This window comes from Oceanobacillus luteolus, from assembly GCF_042678205.1.
In the GTDB taxonomy this organism is placed as follows: domain Bacteria; phylum Bacillota; class Bacilli; order Bacillales; family Amphibacillaceae; genus Oceanobacillus; species Oceanobacillus luteolus.
In genome coordinates this window covers 48,686-60,664 of sequence record NZ_JBHUDE010000161.1, presented here as the reverse complement: position 1 = coordinate 60,664, position 11,979 = coordinate 48,686, and the positions used below count along the sequence as shown (strand labels likewise).

At 41.1% G+C, this 11,979-nt stretch carries 8 protein-coding genes and 1 pseudogene; 6 read left to right on the top strand and 3 right to left on the bottom strand.

The window, feature by feature from the left end; translation table 11 throughout:
* Nucleotides 1–129: 129 nt before the first annotated feature.
* The 3 genes from hpaB to ACFSBH_RS18960 all read right to left on the bottom strand — a co-directional run bounded on the left by hpaB (nucleotide 130) and on the right by ACFSBH_RS18960 (nucleotide 2,576).
* Nucleotides 130–1,578 (bottom strand): 4-hydroxyphenylacetate 3-monooxygenase, oxygenase component, encoded by a 1,449-nt coding sequence (gene hpaB / locus ACFSBH_RS18970; protein ID WP_251516030.1) that lies wholly within the window; start codon nucleotides 1,576–1,578, stop codon nucleotides 130–132.
* Nucleotides 1,579–1,773: 195 nt separating this feature from the next.
* The gene (locus ACFSBH_RS18965) at nucleotides 1,774–2,304 is read right to left on the bottom strand and encodes a tubby C-terminal domain-like protein (RefSeq protein ID WP_379599143.1); all 531 of its coding nucleotides are present in this window, start codon (nucleotides 2,302–2,304) and stop codon (nucleotides 1,774–1,776) included.
* A 17-nt stretch (nucleotides 2,305–2,321) separates the two neighbouring features.
* Nucleotides 2,322–2,576 carry a hypothetical protein gene (locus tag ACFSBH_RS18960; RefSeq protein WP_251516024.1) on the bottom strand — a complete coding sequence of 85 codons (255 nt, stop codon included), beginning with the start codon at nucleotides 2,574–2,576 and terminating at the stop codon, nucleotides 2,322–2,324.
* 190 nt (nucleotides 2,577–2,766) lie between these two features.
* Here ACFSBH_RS18960 and ACFSBH_RS18955 point away from each other — a divergent pair, with 190 nt between their 5' ends.
* From ACFSBH_RS18955 to ACFSBH_RS18930, 6 genes and pseudogenes are all read left to right on the top strand, one after another.
* The gene (locus ACFSBH_RS18955) at nucleotides 2,767–3,945 is read left to right on the top strand and encodes a DUF6612 family protein (protein ID WP_251516021.1); all 1,179 of its coding nucleotides are present in this window, start codon (nucleotides 2,767–2,769) and stop codon (nucleotides 3,943–3,945) included.
* Between the two features lie 174 nt (nucleotides 3,946–4,119).
* A pseudogene (locus ACFSBH_RS18950) lies at nucleotides 4,120–5,684 on the top strand (spore germination protein).
* A 43-nt stretch (nucleotides 5,685–5,727) separates the two neighbouring features.
* The gene (locus ACFSBH_RS18945; RefSeq protein ID WP_379599141.1) at nucleotides 5,728–6,837 is read left to right on the top strand and encodes a GerAB/ArcD/ProY family transporter; all 1,110 of its coding nucleotides are present in this window, start codon (nucleotides 5,728–5,730) and stop codon (nucleotides 6,835–6,837) included.
* On the top strand, nucleotides 6,827–8,002 hold the full coding sequence (locus ACFSBH_RS18940) for a Ger(x)C family spore germination protein (protein ID WP_379599139.1): 1,176 nt from the start codon (nucleotides 6,827–6,829) through the stop codon (nucleotides 8,000–8,002). Before ACFSBH_RS18945 ends, ACFSBH_RS18940 begins: the two co-directional genes overlap by 11 nt.
* Nucleotides 8,003–8,007: 5 nt before the next feature.
* Nucleotides 8,008–8,190 carry a hypothetical protein gene (locus tag ACFSBH_RS18935; RefSeq protein ID WP_379599137.1) on the top strand — a complete coding sequence of 61 codons (183 nt, stop codon included), beginning with the start codon at nucleotides 8,008–8,010 and terminating at the stop codon, nucleotides 8,188–8,190.
* A 386-nt stretch (nucleotides 8,191–8,576) separates the two neighbouring features.
* Nucleotides 8,577–11,933 carry a S8 family serine peptidase gene (locus ACFSBH_RS18930; protein ID WP_379599135.1) on the top strand — a complete coding sequence of 1,119 codons (3,357 nt, stop codon included), beginning with the start codon at nucleotides 8,577–8,579 and terminating at the stop codon, nucleotides 11,931–11,933.
* Nucleotides 11,934–11,979 lie beyond the last annotated feature (46 nt).

The window sequence follows — 11,979 nt, the reverse complement described above, 5'->3', positions numbered from 1 at the left end:
CGTTATAAATTCTTGCGTTATCAATCTTGATTGAACCGCCGTATACGGAACCGTACGTACGGTGGTGTGAGAGGACGGAGGTTAATCGCCTCCTCCTACTCGATTATCACAACATAAGTAGATATTAACCTAGTGATCTAATTCTAGAAACTCACTAACCTCTTTAACATAATCACTACGTGGATAGTTTTTGTACAGGCGTCCTGACAAGCGAACAGGGTCACCGAAAAAATACCTTTCATATTGTGTTTGCCTCGTTCCAAATGAGCTCATCGTCATATCCCAGGCTAACCTGAATATTTTCACTCGATCTTCTGCGTTCTTCGTTGCCGCTTGAAGGTACTGGTCAAGATCTGCACGGATAGGAGAATGGAATGCAGCTTCCGTAGGCAAACCAACCAATCCGCTAGCCCCAATCAATTGAATGATTTCTGTAAAGCGTGGGTAAATTTTAGGGAAAATGTTGGTGGCAACCTGAAGTGGCACAATATGTGGCCGCAAAATCCCGCATTGGTCCAATGTCGCATCGTTTTCCGATTTCTCCAATAGAGCTTTCATTGTTTCCAGTCCTATAATGATTTCTGACAGTTTATCTTGGATATGCTGATATTCACTCACGTTAATCGTTTCTACCAAAAGTTCGGCCATACCTAATAGGAATTCTAATTTCACGATTTGTCTTGTCAAAACTTGATGGGTTGTGAAGTTGTGAAAGGAACTTTTGAAAGAGAATTCAGCCGCTGCGAGTGGGTTATCATAATAGAAAACCCGATTCCATGGTACGAGCACATTGTCGAATACAAGGATCGTATCCATTTCTTCCAGTCGAGAGCTTAATGGATGATTAAACGTAGAGTCTCCACCAACAAATGATTCTCTGCAGATGAATTTCAATCCTTTTGCATCGGAAGGAATGGAAAAGCCAAATGCTTCATCTACATCAAGGAGAAATTTAGGGATACTAAAAACTAATACCTCGTCTGTCAATCCGCCTTGAGTCGCTAATAGGCGTGCCCCTTTAATGACAATTCCGTCTTCATTTCTATCTACTACGCGAGCACCAATTGGTTCTTCTTTCGCTGATTCTAAGTAGGACTCGGAACGGTTTACTTGGGGTGGTACAAATGTATGGGTAAATGAAAGATCTTTTTTCATAGCTAATTCATATAAGGATTGAATATTCTCAGGAAAACAGTTTTCTTGGTCTTTTAATATGGAGGAAGAAGTTGCAAAACTCATCATCGCCGTATTAAGGTAATCCGGACTTCTTCCCATAAATCCGCCCGTTTTTCTAGCCCAGTGCTCACTTGCTTTTCGCCGCCTGATTAGGTCTTCTTTCGTTTTGGGCTGTAAAAAGGAGAGCCCGACCTCGTCTCCTGTTTCTTTTGATGTAAAAGTCATCTCATCTTTGAATTTAGGATCATGCTGCATATCATACAGGGCGGCTTTTGACTGAATAATTCCTTTGAATGCAGGGTGTTCAGAGATTTTTCCTTCCACCTTTTCTCCATCCAACCAAATCTCGGTATCCAATTTGTTTAACCGATTAATAAAATCCGTCCCATTCATTGCTCCCATAATTACACTCCTATATCGGTTTACTTTTATACCATATAATCTTGACTGTACTATTTTATTAGTCTCGTTGTTCGGCCGTTCCAATATTTTTGAAAAAATTATTTTAGTGCAACATGAAAAGGAGAGCAGAATAGTAGGTAGGCAGAATAAAAAAAATAGCGAATGCTATTCTTTATTTTATGTTATCTTCCAATCTTAATAAACAAGATGTATGACATAATACATGCCCAATACTTCAATTGCCTTTAAATCATGGGTGTTTAAAGTGATTTTAATCTGGTTGGGAACTTGTTTCAGCACCTTAACCTCCGCGCAAATGAATGGACTGTCTTCTATTGATACTAGCCAATTTCCGCTTAAACCATCTTTTTTTAAAAGATAGCGATGTTCTGTCTTATGGTAAGCTAGCTCGGGATCGGTAGATATTTTCGTTAAATCCTCCATTAAAAAGCTTTCCTTATTTCCATCTCTTTCTAAATAGACATCCCATTTTAATTTCAATAAGTTCGCTTTAAAAGATTGTTCCTGTATTTCTAAGGTATAACCGTCCTGTTCACCGATGATATTTGTATTTTCCAAGATGGAAATGGGCAGGTGATTGGCTACTCGATTTAATCTGCTTGTATAGTTTCGTTGGACATAACCAATTTCTTCATGATTCGAGTCATAAATATAAATTGTTTTATCTGATGGTTTATAAAAGGGTAAAGCAGCAAATAGTTCCATAGTCTTTCTCCTTAGATTTAATTACTTTTTTTGGCAAATTTCCTTGAAATAATATAAGCAATCGATGCTGAAAGAAAAGCAATGATAAAGGTAGGCAGGATGGCACTGTCGTAACTAAAGATCGTTGTCTCTTCTTGAGCCTGTCCAGCTGTTGTGAGCCAAGCATTCGTTACATCCGGAGTATAAAAAAATGTGAGAGCCATTCCCCACAGAATTTGAAATAAGCCGAATAAAACAATAAAACTAGCAGAAAACAGGAGATAATTCTTCATATTCTTCCCCCCACGTTCAATTTCGTTTCATATTATATCTACGAATTAGCTGTTTAAAAGTTTCATTGTGAAGTTTATACATTTAAAGATTGTTGGTTTTCATAAAAATTATATGTCCAATTCTTTCCTCTTAGGCTATAATACTCTTATGCCTTATAAAATAACAGAATAATTAGAGGGAGAAACAGGGATGAAAAAATCAATTGCACTACTTATGATGGCAGTTCTTTTGCTGCTGGCTGCATGTGGGGGAGAAGCGAAAACTGCAGGGGAAGTTATGGAAGAGTCGATTAAAGCGACAGAGGAATTAGAAAGCTATTCCGCTGATATGAAAGTCGATACAGAAGTCATGGGAATGGATATGAATATCGAAGCTGTAAGCGATATTACCCATAATCCAGACACGCTTTATATGGATATGTCGATGGGGATGACAGGTTTCACGATGGATGTGGAAGTTTATGTCGTTGGTGAAGAGGCATATATGAAAATGTTTGGTGAATGGGTCATGATGGATGCAGAAGAAATCGTCGGTTTGGAAGGCTTTGACCAATTGAATCAAACAGAGCTAGAAAAGCTCAATGATTTCATCGACCATTTTGAAATGACGGAAGAAGATGGCATGTATGTCTTGACGTTAACCGGTGAGGGAGAAGAGTTCCAAACGTTGATTGACACTTATCTAGAGGCATCTATGGGTGACTTAGCTATGGATCCAAGCATTGAAGAAGATTTATATACAGATCTAGTCGTCAACAGTCTAAAAATGGAATTGAAAATCGATAAAAAGTCGATGATCATCCAAGAACAAAGTGTGGATGCAGATCTTAGTTTAGATGGGGAATCGTACGCCATCAAAGCAGATACAATCATCTCAAACGTGAATGAAGTGGAGCCAGTAGCAATACCAGATGAAGTAAAGGATAATGCAGTCACTGAAGATTCATTATTGGACTTCGGTTTTACAGAGGAATCCTTGCCACTGGAAGAAATTCGTGAGATTGTTGATTACACGGTTCCTGAAGCAACATTCGTACCTGAAGGATTTGAATTGACAGATTCCTCCTATTACGAGGATGAAATGATAGAAATGGTTTATCTTTCGTATGATAAAGACGGGGATAATTATTTTGGGTTGACTGTTTATCCTTCAAAGGAAGCATATGTTGAAGCTTTTGGGGAAGTTTATGAAGACGAATCGACTGAGACAATCTCTATCAACGGAAGTGAAGGTGTTCTGGAAGTGCTCGACGAGAGTTTCTTGTTTCTGACTTGGGAGCATGAAGATGGAGCATTTTTGGAATTGATTAGTGAAGGTACAGATATCACGAGAGAAATACTTATGGAGATCGCGGAAGGCATTCAATAAATCATGACATGAAAGCAATAGCTCGTAATGAGCTGTTGCTTTTTTATTTATTCTGGAAGCAGGCCGCGATTCCATGAGTTCGAAACATGGGAATAACGTGGAGAAGTTTGTATAAAAAGGAAGGTTTGGGGCAAAAGAAGGATAGAATTTAATTTACCTAAATGAGGGAATAAAATGGCGAGACGTTCCATCTTTAACCGGCTGATGAAGAGTACTAGTAATAGGAATGAAAAAAACGAACAACAAGGGGCATCCCATCCTGTTATAACGAAAAGTTTGGATGACAATATTCAAACAATCAAGCATACGCTTGGAAATCCAACTGATTTAGTTGTCCGTGAACTGATGATTGGCGGAATCGAAAAGCGTGCAGCAATCATTTATATTAGCGGAATTACGGACGAGAAAATGATAAATAGTAATATCTTACAGGCGATTCAGCTTAATCTAAAGAAGTTTGAGACAAATATTTTAGAGCATATACATAATGAAGTTGTGGCGATTACAGATATCGAGAGAGCAGAAACGTTTGACGATGTATCGGTCGGTATCTTAAACGGGAGTTCAGCTTTTTATTTAGATGGGCATAAAGAGGTATTGCTGATGGGGACGAGCGGTGGAGAAGACCGCAGTATAGGAGAACCGGAGTCTGAAACATTGATTCGTGGTCCGAGGGATGGTTTTGTAGAGAATATCCATACGAATATGGCACTGGTACGCCGCGATATTAAAGATACTAATTTGCGCTTTAAACAACATGTGGTAGGAAAAAGATCTAAACAAAAAGTGGTCGTCTGTTATGTTGAAGGTATCGTCAACCCTGAACTGGTGGATGAAATCAATCGGAGAATAGAATCCATTAATATCGGATATATTTCCGATTCGTCGTTTGTGGAGCAGTGGATAGAAGACAACATTTATTCCCCATTTCCCCAATTTATTGATACAGAAAGACCAGATATGGTTTCGGCAGCGGTGACGCAAGGAAAAATAGGGATTATTGTCGATGGGTCGCCCTTTGCACTAATTGCACCGATGACGTTCAGTGATGGTTTAGCTTCACCCGAAGATTATACCCAGCGCTGGATGTCTGCGACTCTTATTCGCATACTCCGTTACTTGGCCGCTCTCATTGCGGTGTTTTTGCCGGGGCTTTATGTGGCATTGGCATCCTTTCATCCAGGGATGATACCGAGTACACTGGCCTATTCCATTGCAGCTTCAAGAGAAGGGGTTCCTTTTCCGAGTGCCATCGAAGCGATCCTGATGGCGGTCACATTTGAACTGTTGCATGAGGCTGGAATCCGGCTTCCTAATGTAATTGGACAAACAATTGGTATAGTTGGTGGCTTAGTCATTGGTGAAGCAGCGGTCAGTGCGGGGATTGTCAGCCCGGTTATGGTAATTGTAACCGCACTAACTGCCATCGCTTCTTTCAGTATACCTTCCTATAGCATGAGCATTGCTTTTCGTTCCTTACGATTTGCTGTGTTGCTGGCAGGCGGATAGGGTTATACGGTATTATTCTCGTATTTATGATGATTACGATACATCTTGTCAACTTGAAAAGTATTGGTATGCCTTATTCCACTCCATTAGGACCGACGTTTTTAAAGGATTTGAGAGATGTTCTTATCCGGGCTCCTATTACAAGACTGAAGAATCGGCCAGCTTACATGAAAACACTTGATAAAGTTTCCAAGGATACATCGGTGAAACAGAAAAAAGCGGATAAATGAACCCATTTAGACATGCCCCCTCCATGGAAGGAGAAAGTGAATCATGTCCACCTTTAAATATGCAGATGAAAAGATCAAATCACAAGATATTATGATTGCTGTACCCTCTATGGTGATCGCGGTCGGTATTTTTAATTTTCCAGCCACTTTAGCAGAGTCGACGAGATATGCTGATGGATGGGTTGGCGTTCTCATAGGTGGCATCATTGTGATTTTATTTACATGGGTCGTCGCAAAACTCGCTTCTTTGTTTCCTAATCAGTCATTTCTATCTTACTCATCTTTCCTTGTCTCCAAACCTGTCGCTTCTGTATTGACCATACTGTTTGTCCTGCAAGGGATATTAATTGCTGCTTTTGAAGTTTCGACCATCAGTATTGTGTCTCATCTCTATTTATATGAGCGGACTCCTTATGAGGTTGTGGCAATCACCTTTTTACTGGTGGTTGTATATGCTGTTTCTGGCTCCCGGGCAGGAATCTTCCGCATTAATGTATTGTTCTTACCGCTCATTTTTCTCATATCGGGATTGTTGATGTTGTTCTCTATAAACTTTATGGAAATCAAAAATGTCTTACCAGTATTCACCACAGATATAAGAGGTCATGTTAGAGGGACGTTTGATAGTGCTTTAGCGTATTCGGGAGTTGGGATATTATTCTTTTATATCTCTTTAGTAAGGGACACTGAAAAAGTACCAAGTCGGGCAGTATTTGGAATGTCTTGGGTAGTTGTTTTATATCTCTTTGTTTATTTAACATGTATCGCGGTCTTCGGTCAGGAAACGACAGAGGTGATTCACTTTCCATTCATTGAATTGGCGCAATCGGTGGAAATCCCTGGAGGATTCTTTGAAAGAATGGAATCCATCTTCTTTGTCATTTGGATCACTGCGATCTTCACCACGGCGATGATGTCGTTTGATGTATCGATTATGGCATTGCAATCGCTTTTTCCGAAGTTAAATAAACACACCGCCGTCTTTATTCTGTCACCTATCATCTACTTCATTGCCATGGTCCCCAATAATTACCTCGATCAAATAAAATTCGGGAAGTTGTTGTCTTATGCTACTTGGATTTTACCGGGGTTTGTAGCTATCCTGTTATGGGTCATGTACGCAGTAAAAGGAGGGAATAGGCTTGAAAAATAAGTGTCTGCCACTCGTTGTTATTCTCTCCATCTCATTGTTTATTTTACCTGGCTGTTGGGATGAGGTAGAAATTGAGGATAGAGCATTTATAGCAGCTGTTGCAATTGACTTGGCTGAGGATACGGGAGATGAAACGATTATCGAAATGACGGAACAAATTGTAGTGCCTGCTGGTCTTGGTACATCTACCCATCCTGGAACCGGTAAAGCATATCGGAATATAACGAGATCGGGTAAAAGTATCTATGAAATAAATCGGGATATATCCAGGCAAGAAAGCAGGATATCGAATGTCGAGCATTTAGGATTGATTATCTTGTCTAAAGAATTTGCAGAGCAGGAAGGAATGCTTGCAAATATCCTTGATGTGTTTATTCGTCAGCAATATATGCGCAGAGGCGTTATGGTGGCAGTGACAGATACGAAAGCAAAAGACCTTTTAAGTGTTGAAGTGGAACATATGAAGCTGCCTTCGATAAATATTATCGACATGTTGGAGAAAGACCAGACTGCTGTAACGAAAGAGCCGGCACGGTCTGGGGACGTTCAGGAAAAGCTGTTGTCAAAAAGAAGCTATGCGTTACCCCTGCTTACCATCTTACCCGATCATACCGTAGAATATGAAGGAATTGGCGTCATGGCGGAGGAGCCAAGTAAATTAGTAGGAACATTAACAGATGGTGATGCGAAAGGGCGCCATTTTATTATTGGGAAAAGTCAGCGAGGTAGCGTAATTGCTGAAGTCGATGGAGAGCTCGTCACTTTTGATATTATACTGGGTAATAGTAAATATACGCTCACCAATTCCGATAAAAATTCACTGGCCTTTACCGTGGATATTGAGCTGACTGTTTCCATCAGGGAATATTTTGGCACGAAGAATTTATACAAGGAAGAAGTCAAGAAGGAATTCCAGAATGAATTGGAAAAAGAAGTGAAAAAGTTGACTCATCGGGCTCTCGTTAAAATAAAAGATGAATTCCAAGTGGATGTGTTGGAGTTCGATCGCTATCTCCAAATCCATCACAATAAACTATGGACAGAAATAAAAGATAACTGGGACTATGGGGAAAATTACTTTTCACAAAGCGAGGTAACCATTAACGTAAAAACGAACGTTAGGGAACCGGGAGCCTCTGTAAAAATAAAAGCGAAAGGAGAATGATGGTGATGTGGGGTACATTTGCGGAATGGTTGCCGTCAGGGTTGGGATTGTTCTGTACCTTTTTAGCATTTTTCATTCCATTTATCATCCACAAGATCTCCCGTAAACTAAATCAAAACTCCAACCCTCCATGGAAAAAGGAAGAACAACAGAAAGCATCTCCTTCGTATCCGGGAAAAAGTGAATGATAAAGAAATGAGTCAGATATACTTTTAATCAGTACGATTAGTAAAAAAGCCCTTGTTTTCTTCATTGGAGAAAATGAAGGGCTTTTTTATATTTTTCTGTAGTGCTAATGGTTTATTTTAAAGATTTATTCCGTTTGTTTAACTAAATGAAATATCCATGTACATATTGACAAAGAAGGATTTCTACATAAGAGAATGTGTTTTCATAGGTTTTTAACCTATGAAGGAACATAGGAAAAATTCATACAAATCTATCAAAATACATATCTGCAAGTTTATTCGACAATATTCGACATAAATCTACGGTATTGTCTACTATACTATCAAGTACAGCAGATGATATTTTGTAGCTTTAACGTTGAGAAATAAGAAAAGGGGGAGTAGATTTGCGGAAACATATCACAAACTTCTGGAGTCTAATGTTGGCGGTGCTGCTTGTTTTTTCACTGATCACACCAGGATTAGCACAAGGGACAGAAGAACAGAATGTGTTGCATGAAAAGAGCATCAACCCCATGACCAAGATGAGCAATCGACTCGTCGAACAATGGGATGATGAGGAGGAAAAAGTGACTTTCCTCGTTAAGTTTAAAGAAAAAGCGGATACGGAGAAAGCTGTTAAAAAGGTATTAAATAATGCCCAGACTAATCTGTTGTCAGCTCAAAAAGCGGAACTTCAACAACGTTCAGCTGTTGTTCATGCATTAAAAGAAACAGCAACAACCGAGCAGAAACATGTGCTTGCTTTATTGGGTAAAGAAGAAGCTAACGGGAACGTGGAAGTTGTCCGTTCTTACTTTATTGTAAATACGATGGCAGTAACTGCAACAAAGGAAGTGGCTGAGAAGATTGCCAGCTTCCCAGAAGTAGAGAAGCTGCTACCGAATGAAACAAGGTATTTGATTACACCTGCAATCAATATGGAGGAACGAACAACTTCAGAAAATGCTCCCAGCTATGTATTGGATGATATCGAGTGGAATGTGGACAGGGTGAATGCACCGGATGTATGGGAAAGAGGCTATGATGGTTCAGGAACCGTGGTAGCAAGCATCGATACGGGAGTCGAGTGGGACCACCCTGCTTTAAAAGCAAAGTATCGTGGGTACAATGAAACAACGGGTGAGGTGGATCATGATTTCAACTGGTTTGATGCAACCGAAGGAATTGCGGAGCCATTTGATGACCAAGGACATGGCACGCATGTGACAGGAACGATGGTAGGAAGTGAAAGCGATGGAACCAACCAGATCGGTGTGGCCCCGGGAGCGAAATGGATTGGAGTAAAAGCATTTGCACCTGATGGTACAGCAACAGATGCTGATTTGCTGGCTGCTGCGGAATGGATTTTAGCTCCGCAAGATCAAGAAGGAAATATTCGTGTCGATCTGACCCCGGATATTGTAAATAACTCCTGGGGAGGAGGACCTGGACTAAACGAATGGTATCGGGATGTCGTCAACGAATGGCGTCATGCGAATATTTTTCCGGTATTTGCCGCGGGTAATATAGATAATGATAATCGAGGTGGTCCTGGATCGATTGCGACTCCAGCCAATTACCCAGAGTCCTTCGCAGTCGGAGCGTTAGATGTTGGGGATGACTTGGCTAACTTTTCACTACGAGGTCCGTCCCCATATGATGAAATCAAGCCGGATATATCTGCACCAGGCCAAGGAATCCGTTCTTCCATCCCAGGTGGCGGTTATGCAGGAAATAGCGGTACATCCATGGCAGCGCCTGCAGTGGCTGGTGCAATTGCTTTATTGCTGCAAGCAAACAGTAATCTTACTGTGAATGAGATTGAAGAAATTTTAACAAGTACAGCGAAGCCTTTGACAGATCACGCGTATCCAGACAGCCCGAACAATGGGTATGGATACGGATTGATTGATGCGGAAAATGCAGTACTGGCTATAGAGCAAGGTGTCGCAACGGTTGAAGGCAACGTTGTCGAGGAAGGGACAGAGACTCCCCTCCAAGCGGAAATAAGTGTTCTCGGAACAAAGCGTTCGGTAAAAACAGACCCGGAGTATGGAAGCTATTTTCTTAGGTATGCTGCAGGTGAACATGTGCTGCGAGCGGAGTCCTATGGCTACTATCCAGTTGAGAAAAAAGTGGAACTTGATGAGGATGATATAACGGAAATAGACTTTTCCATGGAAAAAATTCCACAGACGCTCATTACCGGTGAGGTGGTCGATGCAAGGAATGGGAATCCGATAGAAGGGGCATACGTTTTATTGGCAGAGGATGCGAATATTGCTCCAGTTCAAACGAATGGGGACGGTTCATATGAACTTACAGCCCATGAAGGAGAATATACGCTGCGAATCTCTGCATCAGGCTTTAAAACGAAAGAATTAGCAGTAACTGTGTCCGAAGATAATCATACATTTCATGTCGATATGGAACCGTTTTTCAGCTATCCTGGCGGTGAGCTGGCTTATGATGATGGCGATGGTGAAGGGGGAAGCTGGTTCCTCGAAGCAGGAAATGGCTGGGGAGTAAGAATGTCTCTTGAAGACAGAAAGGAAAAGGCACTCGTAACGGAAGGGAAATTCCTTTTTGCTGCTGGTGGGGGTGACCAATTCCAAGTCGCCGTAATGGATGCAAACGGTCCAAACGGTGGACCAGGAAACTTGATAGCCGGGCCGTATGATGCCACCGCCGTAAAAGACGGTGGTTGGACAACCGTTGATTTGAGAGACTATGGGATTTTTGTCGAAGAGGAATTTTATATGGTATACATTCAGTCGGAAGGCAGGGAGACAGCGCCAAGACTGCAAAATGATAAAGATGAATTCACGTATCGAAGCTGGGAGTTGTATAAAGATTTCTGGTACCCGCTGGAGCCAAACTTTCTGACAGGAAATAAAATGATCCGTGCGGTAGTCGAGTATGAGATAGAAGAAGCGATCATCACCTCACCGGAAGATGGGTCACTTACAAATAAAGCCGAAGTAACCGTAAATGGGACGGCTGCACCTGGTACGACTATTAAATTACTGCAAAATGGAGAAGAAGTCGGCTCTGCTGATATTGATGATGATGGAAATTTTGCAATCGAAGCGGAACTGGCTGAAGGGAAAAATGAATTTGTCGCAGTAACGTATGTAAGTGGGGAGGAGGCAAGTGAATCTAATAAGGTAACGGTAAATCTGGATACCGAAGCCCCGGAATTAGAGATTATCAGTCCGAAAGATGGTGAACGGACAAACCGGGAAACAGCGACGATTAAAGGAACGGTGCAAGATGAGCATCTTGATACAGTTACTATAAACGGGAAAAAGATTGCTGTTGAAGATGGTGCGTTTTCACAACGAGTTCTGCTCCAAGAAGGTGAAAACATAATGGAAATTTTAGCTACGGATCTTACTGGAAATGAGACAAAAGAAACCATCACGATTTATGCAGATTATACCGCACCGGAAATTTTGAATGTAACACCGATGGAAGATCGATATGTGAAAACCGGACAGTCCGTGAAAATTGAGTTTCATAGTGAGCCGGGACTGCGTGCTAGTTATGTCGTGCATCTGCCTTTAACAAATTTGGGAGTGCAGACAACGAATGTAACGGAACTGCCTCTGATGGAGATCACACGAGGCAAATATGTAGGCTATTACACTGTAACGGACAATGTATATGCCGAAGGAGCAGTAATTGAAGTGAAGGCTGTTGATGAATTCGGAAATGAAACCCGCAAGCAGGCGGAAGGACGGCTGTTTATCAATAATTGATGATAGAAAAAAGTAAGGCTTTCCACTTTCTGGAGGGCCTTACTTT